17 protein-coding genes and 1 tRNA gene are annotated in these 20,092 nt (G+C 70.5%); 4 read left to right on the top strand and 14 right to left on the bottom strand.

What is annotated here, in order from left to right; genetic code table 11:
- Positions 1-23 precede the first annotated feature (23 nt).
- Positions 24-1,262 carry a S8 family peptidase gene (locus ACGF5C_RS29390; RefSeq protein ID WP_393306799.1) on the bottom strand — a complete coding sequence of 413 codons (1,239 nt, stop codon included), beginning with the start codon at positions 1,260-1,262 and terminating at the stop codon, positions 24-26.
- Between the two features lie 627 nt (positions 1,263-1,889).
- Between ACGF5C_RS29390 and ACGF5C_RS29385 the strand changes: the two genes are divergently transcribed.
- A complete protein-coding gene (locus tag ACGF5C_RS29385; protein ID WP_393306797.1) occupies positions 1,890-2,741 on the top strand; it encodes a hypothetical protein in 852 nt (283 codons plus the stop codon).
- A 217-nt stretch (positions 2,742-2,958) separates the two neighbouring features.
- On the opposite strand, the gene ACGF5C_RS29380 is transcribed toward ACGF5C_RS29385, so the two are convergent.
- Complete coding sequence (locus ACGF5C_RS29380) at positions 2,959-4,596, bottom strand: MDR family MFS transporter (RefSeq protein WP_393306795.1); 1,638 nt, start codon at positions 4,594-4,596, stop codon at positions 2,959-2,961.
- Positions 4,593-5,072: a MarR family winged helix-turn-helix transcriptional regulator gene (locus ACGF5C_RS29375; protein WP_393306793.1), complete on the bottom strand. Its 480-nt coding sequence runs from the start codon at positions 5,070-5,072 to the stop codon at positions 4,593-4,595. Before ACGF5C_RS29375 ends, ACGF5C_RS29380 begins: the two co-directional genes overlap by 4 nt.
- A 97-nt stretch (positions 5,073-5,169) precedes the next feature.
- On the opposite strand from ACGF5C_RS29375, the gene ACGF5C_RS29370 reads away from it, so the two are divergent.
- Entirely contained in the window at positions 5,170-5,793 is a 624-nt protein-coding gene (locus ACGF5C_RS29370) for a TetR/AcrR family transcriptional regulator (protein WP_393306791.1), read from the top strand.
- 343 nt (positions 5,794-6,136) lie between these two features.
- Here ACGF5C_RS29370 and ACGF5C_RS29365 read toward each other — a convergent pair whose 3' ends face one another.
- Both ACGF5C_RS29365 and ACGF5C_RS29360 read right to left on the bottom strand, forming a co-directional pair.
- Entirely contained in the window at positions 6,137-6,676 is a 540-nt protein-coding gene (locus tag ACGF5C_RS29365) for a hypothetical protein (RefSeq protein ID WP_393306789.1), read from the bottom strand.
- A complete protein-coding gene (locus tag ACGF5C_RS29360) occupies positions 6,669-6,923 on the bottom strand; it encodes an RNA polymerase sigma factor (RefSeq protein WP_393306787.1) in 255 nt (84 codons plus the stop codon). Before ACGF5C_RS29360 ends, ACGF5C_RS29365 begins: the two co-directional genes overlap by 8 nt.
- Positions 6,924-8,555: 1,632 nt before the next feature.
- Here ACGF5C_RS29360 and ACGF5C_RS29355 point away from each other — a divergent pair.
- Entirely contained in the window at positions 8,556-9,929 is a 1,374-nt protein-coding gene (locus ACGF5C_RS29355; protein ID WP_393306785.1) for a cation:proton antiporter, read from the top strand.
- On the opposite strand, the gene ACGF5C_RS29350 is transcribed toward ACGF5C_RS29355, so the two are convergent.
- Positions 9,917-10,912 (bottom strand): prenyltransferase, encoded by a 996-nt coding sequence (locus ACGF5C_RS29350; RefSeq protein ID WP_393306783.1) that lies wholly within the window; start codon positions 10,910-10,912, stop codon positions 9,917-9,919. The two genes, ACGF5C_RS29355 and ACGF5C_RS29350, sit on opposite strands and share 13 nt — an antisense overlap.
- 505 nt (positions 10,913-11,417) lie before the next feature.
- Here ACGF5C_RS29350 and ACGF5C_RS29345 point away from each other — a divergent pair.
- Entirely contained in the window at positions 11,418-11,750 is a 333-nt protein-coding gene (locus tag ACGF5C_RS29345) for a hypothetical protein (RefSeq protein WP_393306781.1), read from the top strand.
- A gap of 162 nt (positions 11,751-11,912) precedes the next feature.
- Here the strand turns inward: ACGF5C_RS29345 and ACGF5C_RS29340 are convergent, their stop codons facing one another.
- From ACGF5C_RS29340 to cmk, 8 genes are all read right to left on the bottom strand, one after another.
- Positions 11,913-12,596 carry an MFS transporter gene (locus ACGF5C_RS29340; protein WP_393306779.1) on the bottom strand — a complete coding sequence of 228 codons (684 nt, stop codon included), beginning with the start codon at positions 12,594-12,596 and terminating at the stop codon, positions 11,913-11,915.
- Positions 12,597-13,064: 468 nt separating this feature from the next.
- Complete coding sequence (locus ACGF5C_RS29335; RefSeq protein ID WP_393306842.1) at positions 13,065-13,823, bottom strand: methyltransferase domain-containing protein; 759 nt, start codon at positions 13,821-13,823, stop codon at positions 13,065-13,067.
- 281 nt (positions 13,824-14,104) lie between these two features.
- Entirely contained in the window at positions 14,105-15,391 is a 1,287-nt protein-coding gene (locus ACGF5C_RS29330) for a low temperature requirement protein A (RefSeq protein ID WP_393306777.1), read from the bottom strand.
- A gap of 728 nt (positions 15,392-16,119) precedes the next feature.
- Entirely contained in the window at positions 16,120-16,623 is a 504-nt protein-coding gene (locus ACGF5C_RS29325; protein WP_393306775.1) for a hypothetical protein, read from the bottom strand.
- 232 nt (positions 16,624-16,855) lie between these two features.
- Positions 16,856-16,978 carry a hypothetical protein gene (locus tag ACGF5C_RS29320; protein ID WP_393306773.1) on the bottom strand — a complete coding sequence of 41 codons (123 nt, stop codon included), beginning with the start codon at positions 16,976-16,978 and terminating at the stop codon, positions 16,856-16,858.
- Positions 16,979-17,623: 645 nt separating this feature from the next.
- Positions 17,624-17,697 (bottom strand) — tRNA-Pro (locus tag ACGF5C_RS29315).
- 201 nt (positions 17,698-17,898) lie between these two features.
- Complete coding sequence (gene der, locus ACGF5C_RS29310) at positions 17,899-19,302, bottom strand: ribosome biogenesis GTPase Der (protein ID WP_393306771.1); 1,404 nt, start codon at positions 19,300-19,302, stop codon at positions 17,899-17,901.
- Positions 19,299-19,979 (bottom strand): (d)CMP kinase, encoded by a 681-nt coding sequence (gene cmk, locus ACGF5C_RS29305; protein WP_393306770.1) that lies wholly within the window; start codon positions 19,977-19,979, stop codon positions 19,299-19,301. The genes der and cmk overlap by 4 nt, the downstream gene beginning before the upstream one ends.
- Between the last annotated feature and the right edge of the window lie 113 nt (positions 19,980-20,092).

Below are 20,092 nucleotides of genomic sequence, written 5' to 3'. Positions count from 1 at the left end.
CTACGGCCACCGGCATCGGAGGGTCAGAAGGTCGGGGCGAGGTAGAGCAGGCGGTTCGGCGAGCCGCTGCCCGGGTTGGTGATCACGTTGGTCGTGGCCTGGCTGACCAGGTACGAGTGGACCTGGGCGGGCGTCCAGCCCGGGTTGACGCTGAGCACCCGGGCGGCCGCGCCGGCGACGTGCGGCGAGGCCATCGAGGTGCCGCTGATGGACGAGGTGGCGGTGTCGCTGGTGGACCAGGCCGATAGGACGCCCACGCCGGGAGCGAACATGTCGGTGCAGGTGCCCCAGTTGGAGAACGAGGCCCGCGCGTCGTTGCTCTGCGAGGCGTTGACGGTGAGCGCCGTCGGGACCGAGGCCGGCGAGTAGTTGCAGGCGTTGGCGTTCGAGTTGCCGGAGGCCACGGCGTAGGTGATGCCGTCGGCGATGGAGTTCGCCACGGCGGTGTTCAGGGAGCTGTTGTAGGAGCCGCCGAGGCTCATGTTCGCCACCGCGGCCTGGCCCGCCTGGTGGTTCGACGTCACCCAGTTGATGCCGGCGATGACCTGCGCCCAGGTGCCGCTGCCCTGGCAGTTCAGCACCCGCACGGCCACCAGCCGGACGTTCTTGGCGACGCCGTAGGTGTTGCCGCCGACGGTGCCCGCGACGTGCGTGCCGTGGCCGTTGCAGTCGGCGGCCGGCAGCGCGTTGTCGATCGCGTCGTAGCCGTCGACGGCCTGGCCGGCGAAGTCGACGTGGGTGGTCCGGATGCCGGTGTCGATGATGTACGCGGTGACGCCGGTGCCGCTGCTGTTGTAGGTGTACGTGCGGCTCAGCGGCAGGGCCCGCTGGTCGATGCGGTCCAGGCCCCACGGCGGGTTGGACTGGGTGGCGGTCGCCGTCACGGTGTGGTTCTGCTCGACGTAGTCGACGGCGGGATGCGCGGCGAGGCGCTTCGCGGCCCGCTCCGACAGCCGCACCTCGAAGCCGTTGAGCGCGTCGCCGTAGACGTGTCCGACCGTCCCGCCGAAGCGCGCGGCCAGCGAGCCGGCGCTGCTGCGCACCTCGGCCTGCCGGGTGCCGGCGCGACCGCCGACGCTGCTGTCCTTGAGCACCACGATGTAGCTGTCGGCCACGGCCGTCGCGCCGCCGGCGCTGCGGATCTCGCCGGTTCCGGGGGCGGCTGTCGCCGGGGCGCCGATCATGGTGGTGACCATGGCGGCGCTGGCGAAGACGCCGACGGCGCCGGCGAGGGTACGCCGTCGAGTGCGAGGGAGTGTCATCTCCCGGTCCTCCTACTGTCGTCGCCTTCGGGTGGCTCGTGGCGCACCCGGCAGGCGGTGGACGATGAGGAAACCTTAGCCATCATATTCATCTACGTATATTTCTTTGGTGTTCACGATGTGAGGACGATGTTGAAGAAGCGCACGTGAAAGGCTTGCGCGAACAGGGAACCAATTGAGATACGTCGGCATCTCCGGCCCCCTGGGCCGCAGACCGGGCGACCATCACGGCGACGGCGGCGGCGACACCCCCGCGCCCGACAGCGGGCGACACTGCGGACCGACCGAAGCGCCCGGCCGCACGGCACCACCCACATTGCGGGCCGCCGGGATGAGTGATCCTCGTCACGGGGCAGGCGCGCCCGGCGCGGCGTCCGCACTTGAGTGACGCGAGGAGCGGAATCCCGCTGCACGGCCCGGATCCGCCTCCCCGACGCCGCCCGGCCGCCGCCGACCCCCGTCGACTCAGGGCAGCCATCTCCTACACAGAGGGTGATGGCCGGTTTCTTGGCGGCTATGACCCGGACCTCGACCGGATCGCCGGCAACTGTCGCGATTTGGAGCGCTCACTACCCTGTTGCATGATCCCCGTGCGTGGGCACACATCGACAGCGATAAGGGCTTCAGATGACCGACAGTCACCCTCCGTACGGAGGGCAGCCGGATCCGAACGTCACCCCGTGGAGCGGGCCACCGGCCCCGCAGGGCGGGTACCCCGGATACGGCCAGCCAGGGCAGCCACCGCAGTTCGGGGCCCCGGTCCCGCCGCCGCAGAAGTCGAACAAGGGCCTGATCATCGGCCTGTCCGCCGCCGCCGTGGTGGTCCTGCTCGTGCTCTGCGGCGCCGGCGTCGGGTTCGTCCTCGTCAACGACGACGACGATCCCACCCCGGTCGCGTCCGCCACCCCGAGCGGGTCCAGCGAGCCCGGCACCGACGCCACCCCCACCCCGGGGCAGTCCGAGTCGCAGGATCCCGGCAACAGCAACAACGCGGTGACCGCCCGCTACTCCAGCGACCTGGGCGACGTCTGCGAGGGCAGCCAGATCCTCAACGCGGCGCCCTACTCCGGCGCGTCCGGCGCCAAGGCGTACGTCTTCTCGAACAACCCCGACCGGCTGACGTTCTGGTCGTCGAAGTCGGTCGCCTCGAACAAGCCGTACTACGCCAAGAGCGCCGACTTCGAGTCGGTCTCCGTCGTCGGCTGCCTGAAGTTCGTGGAGGGCAGCGAGGGCACGCCCCGCAAGTGCCAGTACAAGGACAGCTCGGACAAGCAGGTCACCATCGACTACATCTCGTCGCGCTACGAGCTGACCTTCTACGCGGCGAAGACCGGCGAGAAGATCGGCGACGGCGGCACCGTGAGCGCCCCGGCGAACCGGTGCCCGAGCTTCATCTCGTACAACAAGAACACCATGAAGTCGTACGCGTCGCCGGACTCCGGCACCATCGAGGCGGCCCTGGACAAGTTCCTGTCCTGAGGCGGCTCGTTCGACATCGGGGAGGGACGGTCACCGTCCCTCCCCGACGTGTTTCCCGCGTCGCCTTGCACCCGTGGCGGGAGACGGTGCGGCCCCCTCGACCATGCCGCCGTCGTACAGGTGCGCGGACCATACGCCGGCTCCACGCTTCCCCGCCGACGAACGGGGCCGCTGCCGTCTTCCGACGGCGGCGGCCCCGGCGGGCGTGGGCCGTACCTCAGCGGCGGGCCGACGTCTCCTTCGCCACGGCGTCCACGTCCACCTGGTCGAAGGCGGGAGCACCGTCGACGGCGTCGGCGGCGACGGCCGCCGAGGTGGCGGCGTCCGGCAGGTCCAGGCTGGTGCGCAGGGTGACCGGCTTGAGCAGGGCCGCCGCGAGCACGCCGACGACGGCGATGGCCGCGGAGATCAGGAAGATGTGTCCGGTGGCGTCGCCGTACGCGGCCCGGACGATCTGCTGGACCACGGCCGGCATGGCGTCGATGTTGAGGCTGCCGGTCCCCCCGCCGGAGGTGGGGATGCCCGCGGCGGCGAGGTCCGTGGTGATCTGCTCGGTGACCCGGCGGGCGAGGACCGCGCCGAGCACCGACACCCCGATGGTGCCGCCGAGGGAGCGGAAGAACGCCACAGTGGAGCTGGCCACGCCGATGTCCTTGAGGGAGACGGTGTTCTGCACGGCGAGGACGAGGTTCTGCATGGTCATGCCGACCCCGACGCCCACGATGAACATGGCCGCGCCGACCAGCACCAGCGACGTCTCGTGGTCGATGGTGCCGAGCAGGGCGAACCCGGCGACGAGCACGACCGCCCCGACGAGGATGTAAGGCTTGATCTTCCCGGTCCTGGTGATCAGGCGACCGGCGACGATCGACGAGCCGAGGACGCCGGCCATCATCGGGATGGTGAGCAGCCCGGCCTCCGTCGGGCTGTAGCCGCGGCCGATCTGGAAGTACTGGCCGAGGAAGACGGCGCCGCCGAACATGGCCATGCCGACCGCCAGGCTGCCGAGGATGGCCAGGGCGGTGGTGCGCTGGCGGACCAGGTCGAGCGGGACCACCGGCTCGTCAGCCCGCGCCTCCACCCAGACGGCCAGGGCGAGCAGCAGGACCGAGCCGCCCACCATCGCCGCGCTCTGCCAGGAGACCCAGGCGAACGAGTCGTCGACGAAGGAGATCCAGATGAGCAGCACGCTGACCCCGGCGGCGATCAGGGTGGCGCCCAGGTAGTCGATCTTCACGTTGTCGCGGCGGACCGTGGGCAGGCGCAGGGTGACCTGGAGGAGGATCAACGCGATGACGGCGACGGGGACCCCGACGAAGAAGCACCAGCGCCAGCCGAGCCAGGACGTGTCGACGATGAGCCCGCCCAACAGCGGGCCGCCGACCGTCGCCACGGCCATGACGCCGCCGAGGTAGCCGTTGTACCGGCCGCGCTCCCGCGGCGGGATCATCGCCGCGATGGCGACCTGGACGAGTGCCTGGAGGCCGCCGACGCCGATGCCCTGGAACGCACGCGCGGCGATGAGCTGGCCGGCGGTCTGGGCGAGGCCGGCGACCACCGAGCCGACCAGGAAGACGACGATCGCGACCTGCACCAGGAGTTTCTTGTTGAACAGGTCGGCGAGCTTGCCCCAGATCGGGGTGGTCGCGGTCGCGGTGAGCAGGGTGGCGGTGACCACCCACGTGTACTGGGTCTGCGACCCGTTCAGCGCGCCGATGATCTTCGGCAGCGCCGTCGAGACGACGGTGCCGCTGAGCATGGCGACGAAGAGCACCAGCAGCAGGCCGCTGAGCGCCTCCAGCGTCTGCCGATGCGTCATCGGCGTGTCGCCGGTCGTCGTGGTGGGTGCGCTCATCGCGCGACCTCCAGGTTGTCGTGGTGTCCGAGGGCGGTCTCCATGTCGCGGGTGAACCGGCCGAGCGCCCCGCTCAGCGCCGCGATCTCGTCGGGCGTCCAGTCGGCGAGCGCCCGGTCGAGCACCCCGCCGTACCAGTCGAAGATCTCGGCCAGGGCGGCCCGGCCGGCAGGGGTGACGGCCAGGACCCTGGCCCGCATGTCGGTCGGGTCGGCGCCCCGCTCGACCAGGCCGAGCCCGACGAGCGAGGCGATGGCGCGGCTCACGGTCGACGGGTCCAGCCCGGTGCGGGCGGCGAGTTCCCGCGCGTGGCAGCCGGCGGGAAGCTGGTCGATCTGCATGAGCATGCCGGCCAGGCCGAGCGGCACGAGCGACCGCACGTCGGCCCGGCGCCGCCGGATCAGCCGTACGGTCCGGACCAGTTCGTGCAGCCTGGTGCCGAGTTGACGAGCGGTGCCGTCCACCGGTCCCCCCACATCGCAGATGGTTGCCGCATACAAGCATCTGCCGATCTTGCCCAGTGAGCAAGTTTGCGCAATGAGAAACGAGTCACGTCGGCACTAGGCTGTCGGCATGGACGAGGCCACCGGGCTACGGGAGCGCAAGAAGGCGGCGACCCGCCTCGCCCTGCACGAGGCGGCCCTGCGCCTGGCCTCCGAGCACGGGCTCGACCGCGTCACCGTCGAGGCGATCGCCGACGCCGCGAACGTGTCCCGCCGGACGTTCTCCAACTACTTCTCCAGCAAGGAGGAGGCGATCTTCCACGGCGACGCCGTACGGCTGCGCCGACTGCTGGAGCTGGTCCGCCAGCAACCGCCCGACGCGCCGCCGTGGCGCGCGCTGAGCCGGGCCGCCGAGCACCTCGCCGAGGAGGCGTACGGCAACACGCCCCCCTCGTGGCTGGTCCGCCGCCGCCAACTGCGCGGGCACCCGGGACTCGTCGCCCAGCAAATCGCGGCGTACACCACCATCGAGCGCGAACTCGCCGACGAAGTCCTCCACCGGCTGACCGGGCCCGACCCGGAACTGCGGGCCCGCATCCTGGCGGCGACCTTCCTGGCCACCCTGCGCGTCGCCGTCCAGCACTGGATCGAGCACCCCGACGGACCGCTGCGCGACACCCTCCGGGCCGCGCTCGCGGAGGCGGCGTCCGCGCCGGCCGTCGAGGCTGCCGCTCCCCCACCCGACACCACCTGAGCCCGCAGCGGCCGCCCACGCCGCGCCCGCCGCCGCGGCGTCCGGCGTCTGGCCTCTGGCCTCTGGCCCGGCGTCCGGCGTCCGGCGTATCGAATCACCACCGCACCACCGCTGCCCGGTCCCGCCTCGCTCCCGCCGGGCGGTGCCGGCCCGGCGGGAGCCCCGCGTCAGGGCAGGTCGGACGCGCCCAGGAAGGACCAGGTATTCCCGTCGGCGGACCACCACGTGCCCGCGGTGTGCGGCCAGCCGCCCTGCGCGTATCCGCCTGGTACCGGTACGGCCGCCGCGCCGGGCACGGGCTCCATCGGGGACAGGCGCCGTCCCCCGTCGCCGCTGCTGAACATCAGCGGCCTGTCGTCGGCGACGAGACCGGCCTGCCGGCTCCGACGTCGACCTGGTACGACGCGATCAGCGTGCGCTGCCCGGCCGTGGCGAGGGCGACCAGCGCGTTGTGTGGCAGCGGAAGCTCGCGGCTGCGCCAGGTCGCCCCACGGTCGGCGGTGCCGGACACCACCAGCACACAGTCGTCCTCCCGGCAGTTCTTCCAGCGGAAGTAGAAGTGGTCGAGGTCTCCCGCGACCACCGGGCCCGGACGAGGGGTGCGGGCCTCACCGGGGACGGGGCTGGTGGAAGGCGCTGGCGTCGGGATGAAGCCGGGCGTCGGGGTCCCGCCGAGGCCGGGAACGGACACCTGGGGGTCCGCGCGGTGCCTCCTGGCGGAGGCGACCCCGGCGACAGCGAACAGCGCGAGCGTGGTCAGCGAGGCCGCGGCCACGCGGGTGTGCCGTCGACGGCGTGCCGCCCGGCGCCGCACCTCGGTGAAGTCCGGTCTGAAGGCCGCCTGGACGGCCCGATCGAGCCCGGCAAAGTCCAGGTCAGGCATGGAGAGAACCTCTCTTGTTCACGACCCCTGGTCGAACAGTGGTGATGTCAGCGGTGTCGTCGAGTTCGACGGCGAGGGCACGACGGGCCCGGACGAGGCGGGTCTTGACCGCCTCCACGGAGCAGCCCAAGGCCTCCGCCACGTCGGCCATCGTCATGTCCGCGATGTGGTTCAGCACGACGGCCTCACGGGCCGGGCGCGGCAGCCGCTGGAGTGCGGTGACGAGGGCGACGTGGTCGGGCGACATGCCCGCGGCCCCCGCTGTCCACCTTCGAGCTGGCCGGAGCGCGCCAGCCGGGCGGCGTACAACTCCCGGATCTGCTCCTGGGTTTCCGACACATCGTCTCCTCCTGCTCAGCCTCTGCATCCCTTGAGACCAACCAGCAGCAGCCCCGGTGACACCTCCGCTCGGCGAATCGCGGCTCGCTCGCGCACCGCAGCGATCGGCGAAGCGTCGCGGGGCAGCGACGGGTCACCGTCCAGGATCTGGGTCACCCGGAAGTCGGGGCAGCGGACCTGCCGTGCCGGCGGTGCTGATGCTCTCCGGCCGTGTCCGATGGGGCAGGAGGATCGCCGGTGCCGCCGACCATTCGCGCGGCACCGACGTGACGGGACGGCCCTAGGCGAGGCGGCGCCAAATCTGCCACAGGCCGAAGACTGTCAGCAGCGCAGCAGGAACGGCAAGTAACGGTGGTCGAGCTGGTAGCTGATCCAAAGGTGCCGCCCGCGCCGAGAGTGGGCGGGCCGAGGGATGTGCGGCAGGATGCCGCTCCTGGCGCTGACCTGACGTCAGCGCCAATACGCGGGCCTGGGAAACTGTTGCCGCACGGCAGCCGGAGGACAGCGCCAGACCCTGAATACGCTGAATATTCCCGACGACCGAGAATGGCATAGCGAAGATAATCGGGTCAAGGGTCGGCGGGCTCCCGGCTCCGACCCAGCTGTGATCAAATTCCTACGAAGCCGAGGCCCCGACGGGCCACCTGAGCCGTGGGATTTCCTGCCGGCCCAATTCTCGTTGCCGCGCCTTCGTCACCCGCTCCGCCGAACGCCCACGGGAAACTCGCCCGGCACCACGCAGCAACGCGTGCCGGCACCACACCGGCCGGGTTCGCCGTCGGTCCGACCGGCCGAGCGAGGAACCCACCGGCACGTCGAGGCCGATCCGCAGCCTCCGGACCAGTGGCAGCTACCAGGAACTCCACGGCTCTCGGAACACCGACCAGCCCCGCCGCGCCTCCACCCGTCTCCGGCCCACGATCCACGTCGCCAGCGGCCAGATGCTCTCCACGATTGCTGAACCAAGCGATAAATCATTGACGTATCCGCTTACCCAACACGATTATCTGACGCAGTCGCGTCGTCGGCGAACCGTCGCCCCGAAAGGACGACAGATGAAGCCAGAGGACTTCCGCGACCTGATGCGTAAACTCTCCCGGGGTTGCCATTCCCGTCCCGGCGGATCGCGCTGGTCGGCCACGGACAACGATCTGCCAGACAGTGGAAATGCGCGCCTGCCGCCGCCACTCCTCAGCGGTGTGCGAATGGCCGACACGGCGTCCGGCGCCGCGCCGGGTTACGCGAATTCCTCGCTCGACCTGCCGCACGACGGCGGCGCGACGCGCGCGTCCACATTCTGGCAGCACCAGTTCTCGCGCGTACGGCCGCGAACCTCCCCGTCTGGAGGCTGTCCTGGCCGACCGACGGCGCGCGCGCCACCGCGGACCTCGATGTGGCTCCCCACCCGTCCGGCCGGCGATCACCTCGTGGTCATCGGCGAACTGCGCGGCTCCCGCCGGTGCCGGCGTCGGCCACTGCGGTACGGCATGCGTCAGTTCTTCCTGCCCGCACCCCAAAGCCTGCGACCGCCGAGGTGATGATGCCGTCGAATCTCGCCCTGTCCCTGCACTTCTTCCTCCAACTCGCGGTGGTGCTGTTCACCTGCTGGTCGGTCGGACTCCTCCTCCGCCGACTCGGTCAGCCACAGGTCGTCGCCGACATGGTCGCGGGTTTCCTGCTGGGGCCGACGCTGCTCGGTCTCCTGCTGCCCGCCCTGCAAGGCTGGCTGTTCCCGACCACGCTGCATCTGGACGCCGGCGACGCCGGTAGCCGCATTGCCCACCCTTCGCTGATCGTGCTCTACGTTGCCGGTCAACTCGGTCTGGTCCTGTACATGTTCGTCGTCGGGATGTCGTTCCGCACCGACGTGCTCACGGGACATCTCCGTTCGGCGCTCGGGTCGTCCGTCGCCGGCGTCATCGCACCGATCGCCACCGGCGCGATGCTGGGCTGGATGCTGGCCAGCGACCGAACCTTCTTCGACGAGAAGGTGTCCGCCTGGCAGGCGGCCCTCTTCGTCGGCACGGCAATGGCGATCACCGCCTTTCCGATGTTGGCGCGCATCATCCACGAGAACAATCTCGGCGGCAGCCCCACCGGGACGGTGGCCCTGGCGTGCGCCGCCGTCGACGACACCGTCGCCTGGGTCCTGCTGGCCGTGGTGGTCTCCTCGGCCCAGGGTGACGCGTCGGTCGCGCTGCTCGCCCTCGGCGGAGGTCTGGTCTACGTCCTCGTGGTCCTGACCGTGGGGCGCACCCTGTCCGCCAGGCTCGCCCGTTGGGCCATGGACGACAACGGACTGCGTCCCGCCGGGCTCATCACCACGATGATCATCCTGCTGCTCTGTGCCGCGTACACCGAGGCGGTCGGGATCTACGCGGTGGTGGGGGCCTTCCTGTTCGGCGTCGCCATACCCCGTGGCCGCTTCACCGAGGCCCTGCGGACCTGCATCGAGCCGGTCACGGTCCGGCTGCTGCTACCGACGTTCTTCGTCTACTCCGGCCTGGCCACGCAGTTCAGCGTGTTGACGGATCCCGGTGTGCTCCTGGTCCTGGTGATCGTGGTCCTGGTGGCCTTCCTGAGCAAGGGCGTGGCGTGCACCATCGGTGCCCGCACGGCCGGTCTGCCGTGGGGCTCCGCGGCCTCGGTCGGCGCCCTGATGAACGCGCGCGGACTGATGGAACTCGTCCTGCTGAACATCGGCCTGGAGAAGGGACTGGTGACGCCGGCGCTGTACACCGTCCTGGCCCTGATGACCGTCATCACCACCCTGGCGGCCACACCGCTGTACTACTTCATCCAACGTCGGACGGGATCACCGACCCCACCGGTCCCCGACGGCGACGTCGTGGCGGAGACGGAAGTCGGTCACGCGACCGGGGCACCACGGGAGCCGTCCGCTCAACCTCGTTGAGCCGGCTCAGGCCGCGCACGCTGGGCGGGATCCTGCCCGCGCTCGGAGTGTCGGCGCGCCAACCACAGACGGTGGGCGAACAGCATCCCGTAGCCGGCGAGAACCGCGCCGAGCACGGCCAGCGCACCACCGTCCGCGGAGCGGCGCGCCGCATCCAGGATCACGCCCAGCATCGCCGCCGCAACGATCAGGGACACGTGGTTCGAGGCCCAGAACACCACCGGTGTCATGCGCCGGGGGTCGAGGTCACGCATCGCGCCGCCCCGGAGCTGCCCGACGAGCCAGGCCGACAGCGGCGCGGTGGCGGCCATCGCCGCCCAGACCAGCCACGGCACCCAGCCGAGCAACGCGAAGACGGTGAGCATCGCGTACCCGACCAGCTGCGCCCCGACGATCACCCGCACCGCCGGCCGGTAACCGATGATGACGGGCAGCGTGCGCTTGCCGACCATCGCGTCCGATCGGCGGTCGCCCAGGTTCATCACCATCATCCGCGCGACCTGCAGCACCGCGGTGGGCGCCAGCACGGCCAACAGCAGCATCGGTACGGTGCCGGCCTGGAGCACCACCGCGACGGCCGGCCACAGGCCGTTGAGTATCGCGGCGACCGTCATCTCCCCCGCGCCCCGGTAGTTCAGCCGCAACGGTGGCGCCGTGTAGAACCAGGCCAGCACCACGGCTGCGGCGGCGAGCACGCGCGCCTGCCAGGACGGCATGACAGCCACCATCAACGCCGACACGCCGAACAGGACGACTCCGGCGCGCAGCGACACCACGGGTGCGACCACCCCGTCGACGAGGGCCCGGCTGCCGCCCGTCCACGGCGTGAAGTAGACGTTCGCCCGGTCGGCCGCCAAGTCGAAATACTCGTTGCAGTAGTGCGTCATGACGTGGACCGTCCACGCGAACAGTTGCGCGACGGCGTACCACGTGAGATCGAGCGGATAGCCCTGGTGTACCGACACCGCCACGGCAAGACCCACCGGCAGGAGGTTGTACAGCAGGAAGCGGAGCCGGGCCAGTCGGACGAAACCCCGCCACGGAGCTTCGCCCCGCCCTGCCACCGGCCCGACGGCTGGCCGGCGAGGTCCTGCCACCGACCGAGATCCCGACAACGCGTCCATCGTGTAGCGCCTCCCCCGTGCTCAGACCGCGACCACAACCTTCGTCTCCGCCAACGACAATCGCCACGATCTGTCGGGTACGCGTCCATCGCCACTGCGGCACGACGTCCGACCGGCTCGTCCGCTGTGGTGGCAGGCGACCGGCGTGCCGTGGACGCATTCGGGGAGGCCGGTCAGGTGCCAGTGCTCCCCCGGCCCAGCGGCTGCCACAGGTGGATCCGCGGCGGAGTGGGCGTCGACACGCTGACCAGGCAGTCCTTGGCAAAGCCGAGAGCCCAACCCCGACGGCGGGCCTGGCCCTCGCGATCGTCACAGGCTGCAAACCATTGGCCTGAGGGCGAGAGCCTCAGCCAAGATGCCCTACGTGGCCAATGACGAGGAGCTTCCTCTCGCCGACACGCTGGCGCTCGGGAAGTTGGCCTACCTCCGCCAGCGCTCACTGAGCAACCCGCGCTACCGAAACGCCAACTACGTCCGGCTCCACGTGACGCCGGGCTATCTCCGCTGGAGCCGGCCCTCAGTCTTCGATCCGCACCTGGAGTCCGTGCAGCGCAGCCTCGCCACCTTCGAACGACTCGCCAAGCGCCACGACCCGTCGGCCGCCCAGGCCTGGCAAGCAGTCCTCGCTGCCGTGGACCTCCTGTTGGCCGAGGGGAAGCATCGGTCTGGGCACCGCATCCGACCAAGACGAATCTGATCGGCCGCTGTCGTCGGCCTGGTACGGCCCGCCGCGGCGCGCTTGCGCGACGCCCTATGCGGACTGCTCGCTGGCGAGGCCAGCACGCAGCGCCAGCTCGGAGAATCACACAACGCCGGAGTCCGGGGCAGTCCGACCACTGGCCACGGCGGTCCCGGACTGTCAGCGCCCTGGGCCACCGACCCAGGTTGCGCCGGGGCGCGGCGTTGTGGCAGCAGGGGTGGCCGGCTGGTTAGGCCGGGATGGACGCAGGACCCACATGGCGATGCCGCTTGCAATGGTGCTGACCAGCGCGACCGTGGCCACCAGCACGTCGACCAGGAACACCGTCCGCCAACTCAGCGCCTGCGCCAGCAGGCCGCTCGCGACGGGTCCGAGCAGGAGAGCGGCGCCGAGCGCGAGGCCGAGCGCCAGCCGGGCCCGGGAGCGCCAGCGGACCAGTTGACTGGACAGGGCGAGGGCGACGCCGGCCACGGTTCCGGCACCCAGCCCGACGATCACCCGCCCGACCGCCAACACTGCCGCACCCGGCGTGAACGCGCTCACGACGCTGCCGATGATCAGGAGCGCCAGCGCAGGCAACGCGATTGCCGTGGGCCACCGCCGGCCGAGCAGGTAGCCAAGCGCGACCAGGGCCACCAGGGCCACCACGTACTGTGCGACCACGGTCGCTGTCATGCTAGCGGTGGACAGGTCGAGGTCGCGCGTGATCGCGCTGACCAGCGGTCCGATGGGCGCGGTGAGGAGTCCGGCCGCGAGCAGCGCACTAAGCGTTGGGCCAGCAAGCGACCAGAGCGGACGAGCCATCGATGGTCGGGCCTCTGCGGGGTATCCGGGCGGGATCACGCGGTGAGTGTATGGACCTGACCCTCGGTCGCCAATACCTCGCCCAAAACCCGGCGGAGGTCCACTCCGCCGCAGACGGCGCGCCTCCTGCTCCGCCTACAGCGCGGCGGCCCTGGTTGGGACCCCCTGCCCCTCGTGCTGGCGGGCGTCCCGGCCCGTCCATGAGTGCCCGCCGCGATCGTCACCCAGCTTGTCACTCACCGACTCTGGGCCGCTCCGAGCAAACGCCTACCATCCAGCCTTGTGGTGGAGGGGTTGTTCTGGGCAGTCGCCATGTCGCTCTGCGGTCTGCTGGGTTGCCTGGTTCCGTGCGCCGTCCTAGCGGCGTTGGCCACCTGGCCCAAGAAGGGTGACCGTGGATAGGGGCGCTGAAGCGGCACCAAGAGTGAGGTGGGGGAGGGATTCCCCCACTGAACGACCGGACGGCGGCACGAGCGGATGTCTCAGGGAAGCCGTTCCGTGGGCGTTTCAGCGGGGTGCACGCCTGGCCTCGACGAGGGTCCGAGTCGAGTGGGCCACGAAAACGCCGTGGTTTCGAATGTGGGCGTCCAGTCGATCGAGGGTGTCCCGGTACCGCTCCACTGTGAAGTCGGGCACCCACCAGACGCATTTGCGCAGGGTGTAGACGACCGCGCCGATGTCGAAGAACTCCATCCGGCAGCGAACGGTGCGCAGGTCCACGATCTCAAGCGCGGCCGCCCGCGCTGCCGCGGCCTCACGATCGGGGTGACGGCCAAGCCGCTCCCGCGGTAGCGGGCCGAGGAAGAACTCGATGAGCTCGAACGCGGATGCCGGCCCGACGTGCTGGGCGAGGTACGTGCCGTCATCGGTGAGCACGCGGGCGATCTCGCTCCAGTCGGGGTCCACTGGATGGCGGCTCGTCACCAGATCGAAGCTGGCGTCGGGGAAGGGCAGGGGCCGGCCCTGCTCGACGGGCACGACCTCGACACCGCGGGGCGACAACGCGTGACGGGCGCGTTCGACGTTCGGGCGCCAGCCTTCGGTGACGACCATTTTCGGCGGTAGGTGCGGCACCTCGGCGATGATCTCGCCGCCACCGGTGTCGATGTCCAGGGCCGAGGTGACGTGGGGCAGGCGCGATGCGATCAACCGCGAGTACCCCCACGGCGGCCGCTCTTCCGTTGCCCGGCCTTCAAGCCAGTCGAAGTCCCAGCCGGACACGTCCACTGCGGCGGCCTCATCGACCAGGTCACTGAACGTACGCACACCGAGTATCCTGCCGGTGCCCGTCAACTGGTTAGCGTGGCCACGTCACGTCCGCTCATCGCCATGTCCGGACGCCGGGCATCTCCCCGGCCATGAGTCTGGATGGCCTACGGCAGGCAATGCGGCGGGACCGTCCGGGTGGACACCGCAGACCGGGGCAGGCGTGGCCTGGCCGGCAACGTTCGACACCGCAGGCGAGGCAGTGCGTGTCGATGGTGATCCCGGCGGCGTGGCGGTCGAGTACGCCCTGCACGACCGTGGCGGGCCGGAATGCCGGTGCCTCAAACCTGCATCCGGGCGGCCAGGCCCGACTCGCGCAGGCGACGGCGCTGCCCGTCGGCCACGATGACCTCCACGACGATCAGAATGAAGGAGACAGCCGCCAGCAGGCCCAGCGCGCCGATGCCCGATATCCGCCGTGCGACAGGGACGAGCGCGGCCAGCACCAGAACGGCGGCCACCCGGGTCCAGATGATTGTCCTGATCGTGTGGGCCATCCGCAGTTGGTAGGCGACGTTGGCCAGGAGGAAGAGGGCTATCCCCCCGTAGAGGCCGAAGAGACCGATGGCGGAGAGCCGTTCGTCGGGATGATGTCCTTCGATGTAGCCGACGTTCTTGACGAGCTCGCGTATCCCGAGGGCCGGCAGGAGGATGCCGGCGACCATGGGGAGGTGCAGGTAGCTGTAGGCGTCCCGGGCGAGCGCGAATCGGGTCTTCGGGTCGGCCCGCTCGAGGATCTGCTCGCCGATGAGCGCCACCACGTCGAAGTAGGTCCAGAGCAGCGCCCCGGTGACGGTCATGGCCAGCATGACGGCGAACAGGAGCGGCCAACTGAGCGACACGTTGGAGCTGGACGTTCCGATCGAGATGATGTTCTCGCCCACGGCCACGATCAGGATCAACCCGTACCGCTCGCACCAGTGCCGGGCGGAGAAGATGCCGATCTCCCAGACGGGCAACGTGAAGCTACCCACGTAGTCCACGAGCACGGCCAGTAGCCAGAGAAGGGTCACGGCGATGGCGACCTGTCGCTGGTCGGTGAGGAGTCGGTGCGGCACGAGCGCGGCGCAGACGAGCAGGGCGGTGCTGGCGACCATCGGCACTGCGGGCACCAGGATGTGCCGGGCCATGTGCTGGGCCGAGACGGCGTACGCGTACAGCGCCAGGTGCAGCGACCGCACGAGGAAATAGCAGATGGGGAAGACGAGCGGGCCGTACAACCCGCCGGGCCGGTCGGTGAACGCGACGAGGGTCGACAGCGCCATCACGAAAGTGATCCCGGTGACCACGAACAACCCGAACCGCATCACCCCGAAGCTGGCCTGCAGGTTGTTGCTCAGCCACGCGAAGGCGCCCCAGGACCACCACAGCAGGGCCAGCACGAGCATTCCGCGAAGCACGCCCTGAGGGGTGTAGTCGCTCCGGATCAGCGCGACGAGCTGGACGAAGGCGAACACGAAGACCAGGTCGAAAAAGAGCTCCTCGGTGGCCGTGCGGGTGCCTTCGCGTACCCGCCGCCTGCCGAACAGGCTGACGACGGCGTCGCGCAGGTGCGCGCGTACCGGCATGCGTCCTGTGGTCTTCCCCCTGTCACCTCCGGCCGTCGGTCCTTCCACCGTCACCGCGCCAGTCTGACAGCACGCCTGGCTCGGAATGGCCTGTTTCGTGCCGGTCGGCCGGATTCTATGCGGGCCGGCCGGGTGGGGCCGACCGAACGGGCTGGAGCCGGGGTGACGCCGACCGACCCAGGCGCGGGATGCGGCCCGCGGGCGTCGTAGCCGCCGCGGGCTTCTACTGCAGCTTCCCCGGCGGCATGCTCCTGGCCCGCAAGCCGTCGCCCCGAAAGCCCCCATGACGCGGTCTTCGCCTCCAGACGCGGCACCTGGCTGTCGCCCAACAACGTCCGCCGTCAGTGGCGCCAGGCCCGCGCCGACACCGACCTCGACTGGGTCACCCACACCTTCCGCAAGACCGTCGCCGCCCTCACGTCTCCGGCATCCTTGAGCGACTCGGCGCCGACCGCAAAGGGCGTCCCCCATCCGGAGTGCACAACGATGAACATGGATGGCAAAGCTCGTTGTCGACTCCGGCGAGTGGGAGGTTCTCGGGGGCGCCTCAAAGCTCCATAGACAAAATCAAAGCCCTGACTGAGGCTCCCCCGAGATGTGGACACCGGGTTATGCCGCGATCGGTCCAGCATAGGGAGCCGACCGCTGCTACGCGATGTCACCTACCTCGATGCGCTCGCCGGTATCGGAGACCCGTACGTACGCTCCGGCGTGCGATCCGAGAGTGCCTAGTCGGTGGCTCCCGGCGGATGCCAAGCCCGGATCCTCCGGTCCGGCAGGTTTCTCCTCGACGGCCAGAGCTGGACCCGCCACACATCACCGGGTCTCGTGGACCCGGGCCAGCCCCGGTTGACGAAGCCCCGACCACAGATGCGAACCCCGTACCGCCCGTCAGGCACCTCGCACCGCCGTTCGCCCATCGTCGGCGAGCCGTACGACAACTCTCCGCCGTCGACCTCCAGCGCGCACTCGAAGATCTCTTCCCACTGCCCGAAGTCCCGGGGCGGCGGTTCGGCCCATACCTCGACCCGGAGTGGCATCTCGAAGTTGTTCTGATGCGGCACGCAGACGAGCACTGTGTGATCATCGCTCGCGATGTGCGGGCCGGCCTGCGCCTCCCGCCCGAGCATTCCCAGGTCCGAGTCGCCTTCCGTCGTACCAGAGAGAGTGAACTGCCCGTAGTCCAAGGCGACTGTCATGTCATGAGCCGTGACCGGCGCTGTCGTCCCCACGGCAGACAGTTTGCCGGGTCACCGTTCACCCCCGTCGCCCCACGACCGGCCATTGTCCATGGCAAGATCGACAGGGCAATCGCTAGCCGAACGTGTCACCCACGTCCCGCGACTGATCTGTCACCGAGGTCCTGAGACCCGACATCGCCGGCAGGGCGGCCGGCTCGGATGGCAAATCGGCTGCTCAGGCCGCGTAGACGGCGGTGGCGTCGTCGCTGCGCTTGTTGCGTGCCTACTTCATGCATGACGGGTCGGCGGCCTCGATGGCGCGTACCCGGCGGATCAGCTCGGTCGGGCCGCTCTGCTCAAGGACGTCGAGCACGTCGGGCCAGTCCAGCAGTCCGAACAGGGCCACCGGGCGGCTCCGTCGGTCAGAACGGCCACTCGCCGGACGCTGTCGAGTGGGACTTCTCCGGTGATGGTGTGCTGGGCGGCGAACGGGTCCGCCGCTGCCCCCCAGTAGCCGCCCGGCTGGTTGCGAGCGGCCAACTCGGCGTGCTTCATCCTTAGCAGAACGGCCTGCTCCTCGGCTGAGCCGAACGGGTGACGGTCGGCCTCTTAACGTTCGGCGCGGGCGGTCTTGTCCACGCGGTCATCGGTGATGACCTGGATGCCGTCGGCGGTGTCGATGAGGGACCGTGACGTCACCGGGCACGAGGTAGTCCAAGGCGGTGTCTTTGAGCCGCAGCATCGCGGTCGCCGCCGATAGTGTGCCGGGGTGGCTGAGGTCGCAGGTGTCGCGGCGCTGGTCGGCGGTGAATCTGATGCCGGCAAAGGTGCTTCGGGCCTTCCGCCCGGTCGTCGCCAAAGCGGGGCCTTGACCCGCGCGACTGGGCCCCCGCGAACTGCGGCGCAGCTTCGGTACCAACTCCAGCCGGTGCTCCTGAGCGGCGCGGTCGCCATGGATCGGATCTTCGGCGCTGAGGGGTAGTCACTCAGTTAGTCACCCGGAAACGACAAGAGGGCATATCCATCGATGAGATATGCCCTCTGAACTGTGTCGGGACGGCCGGATTCGAACCGACGACCCCTTGACCCCCAGTCAAGTGCGCTACCAAGCTGCGCCACGTCCCGATGCCCCCGCGGTTCTCCCCGCGACAGCCGGTACAGCTTAGCGCACGATCATCCCGTCGTCCGCACTGGCCCCTCCCGCCCCCGAGCCGCGTCGCCCACCTCGCCACCCGTAGAGCGTCCTAGGAGGATAGGTAAGGGGATGGGGGCGGAAAATGCCGGATGGGAGCGGTGCTCCCATCCGGCATCAGGTCCGGCCAGGGGTCAGCCGTGCGCCTTACCGCGGCCACCCGGGCCGAGCTTCTTGCGGGGGCGTACCGAGATCTCGATCGGGCTGCCCTCGAAGCCGAACTCCTCGCGCAGCTTGCGCTCGACGAAGCGCTGGTAGCCCGCGTCCAGCGGACCGGTGGTGAACAGCACGAAGCGCGGCGGGGCCACGCCGGCCTGGGTGGCGAAGAGGATCTTCGGCGCCCGGCCGCCGCGCACCGGGTGCGGGGTGGCCTGCACCAGGGCGGTCAGCCACGAGTTGAGCTGCGCCGTCGGCACCCGGGTCTCCCAGCTCGCCAGCGCCTTGCGCAGCGCCGGCGCGAGCTTGTCGACCGCCCGGCCGGTCCGCGCCGACAGGTTGAGCCGGATCGCCCACGGGATCCGGCGCAGCTCGCGCTCGATCTCCTTGTCCAGGTAGTACCGGCGGTCGGCGTCGACCAGGTCCCACTTGTTGAAGGCGATCACCAGCGCCCGGCCGGTTTCGGTGACCATGGACAGGATCCGCTGGTCCTGCTCGCTGATGACCTCGCTGGAGTCGAGCAGCACCACCGCGACCTCGGCGGCCTCGATCGCCGACGCGGTCCGCAGGCTGGCGTAGTACTCGGTGCCGCTGGCCTTGCCCACCCGCTTGCGCAGGCCCGCCGTGTCCACCAGCTGCCAGGTCTCCCCGCCGATCTCGACGAGGCTGTCCACCGGGTCCACCGTGGTGCCCGCCACCGAGTCCACGACCGCCCGCTCCTCGCCCGAGAAGCGGTTCAGCAGGCTGGACTTGCCGACGTTCGGCCGGCCGACGAGGGCCACCCGGCGCGGGCCGCGCGGGCGGTGCTCGACGATCTTCGGGGCCTCCGGCAGCGCGTCCATGATGGCGTCGAGCAGCTCGCCCGAGCCGCGGCCGTGCAGCGCCGACACCGCGTACGGCTCGCCGAGGCCGAGCGACCACAGCGAGGTCGCCTCCATCTCGATGGAGGCGTTGTCGGCCTTGTTCGCGACCAGGATCACCGGCTTGGCGCTGCGGCGCAGCATGCGTACCGCCGCCTCGTCCACATCGGTCGAGCCGACCATCGCGTCGACCACGAACAGCACCACGTCGGCCGTGGCGACCGCCGCCTCGGCCTGCGCCGCGATCGCGGCCGCCCGGTCCTTGGCGTCGGGCTCCCACCCGCCGGTGTCCACCACGGTGAACTGCCGGCCCGCCCACTGCGCGTCGTACGGGACGCGGTCCCGGGTCACCCCGGGGATGTCCTCGACGACCGCCTGCCGGCGGCCGATGATCCGGTTGACCAGGGTCGACTTGCCCACGTTGGGACGACCGACCACGGCCACGACCGGCTGCGGGCCGGTCGCTTCCTCGGTGTCGACGTCCGGTTCCCGCAGCTCCACCCAACCGTCGGCGTCGGTCATGCCACTCCCCGCTCGGTCAGCAGCTCACGCAGGCGCGCGACGACCTCGTCGATGCCCAACTCGGTCGTGTCCAGCACCACGGCGTCGGCGGCCTGCGCCAGCGGGTCGGCCTTGCGGGTCGAGTCGAGCCGGTCCCGCCGGGCCAGGTCGGCGGCGGTGGCCGCCACGTCGGTGGCGTCCTCGGCGCTGCGCCGGGCGGCCCGGGCCGCCTCGGAGGCGGTGAGGTAGACCTTCAGGTCGGCGTCCGGCGCCACCACGGAGCCGATGTCGCGGCCCTCGACCACGATCCGGCCGGCGTGGGCGATCATCTCGCGCTGCCGGGTGACCAGCAGCGCGCGCACCGCCGGCACGGCGGCCACCGCGGAGACCGCCCCGGTGACCTCCGGGCCGCGGATCTCGGCGTCGACGGTCACGCCGTCGGCGGTCACGCCGTACCCCGTCGGGTCGGTGCCGATGCGCAGGTCCACCTCGCCGGCGACCTTGGCCACCGACTCGGTGTCGGTCAGGTCGACACCGGAGCGCAGCACGGCCCAGGTGATGGCCCGGTACATGGCGCCGGTGTCGAGGTAGCGAGCACCGAGGCCGACGGCGAGCCGCCGCGAGACGGTGGACTTACCCGAACCGGACGGCCCGTCCACAGCGACCACGCAGCGCCCGGCCCGTACGTTTTCCTCCACCGTTGTCCTCCTCAGCCCGTACCCCACGAAACGCCCACCGCGTCCCGCGAGCGGTTTCCACACGTCCTCAATCATGCCCGGCGGCGCGCGAGGTCGCCGCCGGCCGCCGGGCC

Source organism: Micromonospora sp. NPDC047620 (genome assembly GCF_043205005.1).
Taxonomy (GTDB): Bacteria; Actinomycetota; Actinomycetes; order Mycobacteriales; family Micromonosporaceae; genus Micromonospora.
The sequence above is the reverse complement of the archived record's forward strand: the minus strand, read 5'-3'. Positions and strand labels throughout refer to the sequence as shown.

Bases quoted from the DNA above. Each gene is read 5' to 3' on its own strand.
- ACGF5C_RS29390 (WP_393306799.1), bottom strand. From the start codon at position 1,262: ATGACACTCCCTCGCACTCGACGGCGTACCCTCGCCGGCGCCGTCGGC.
- ACGF5C_RS29355 (WP_393306785.1), top strand. From the start codon at position 8,556: ATGCCGTCGAATCTCGCCCTGTCCCTGCACTTCTTCCTCCAACTCGCG.
- ACGF5C_RS29370 (WP_393306791.1), top strand. From the start codon at position 5,170: ATGGACGAGGCCACCGGGCTACGGGAGCGCAAGAAGGCGGCGACCCGC.
- ACGF5C_RS29380 (WP_393306795.1), bottom strand. From the start codon at position 4,596: ATGAGCGCACCCACCACGACGACCGGCGACACGCCGATGACGCATCGG.
- der (WP_393306771.1), bottom strand. From the start codon at position 19,302: ATGACCGACGCCGACGGTTGGGTGGAGCTGCGGGAACCGGACGTCGAC.
- ACGF5C_RS29365 (WP_393306789.1), bottom strand. From the start codon at position 6,676: ATGCCTGACCTGGACTTTGCCGGGCTCGATCGGGCCGTCCAGGCGGCC.
- ACGF5C_RS29360 (WP_393306787.1), bottom strand. From the start codon at position 6,923: ATGTCGCCCGACCACGTCGCCCTCGTCACCGCACTCCAGCGGCTGCCG.
- ACGF5C_RS29385 (WP_393306797.1), top strand. From the start codon at position 1,890: ATGACCGACAGTCACCCTCCGTACGGAGGGCAGCCGGATCCGAACGTC.
- ACGF5C_RS29330 (WP_393306777.1), bottom strand. From the start codon at position 15,391: ATGCCGGTACGCGCGCACCTGCGCGACGCCGTCGTCAGCCTGTTCGGC.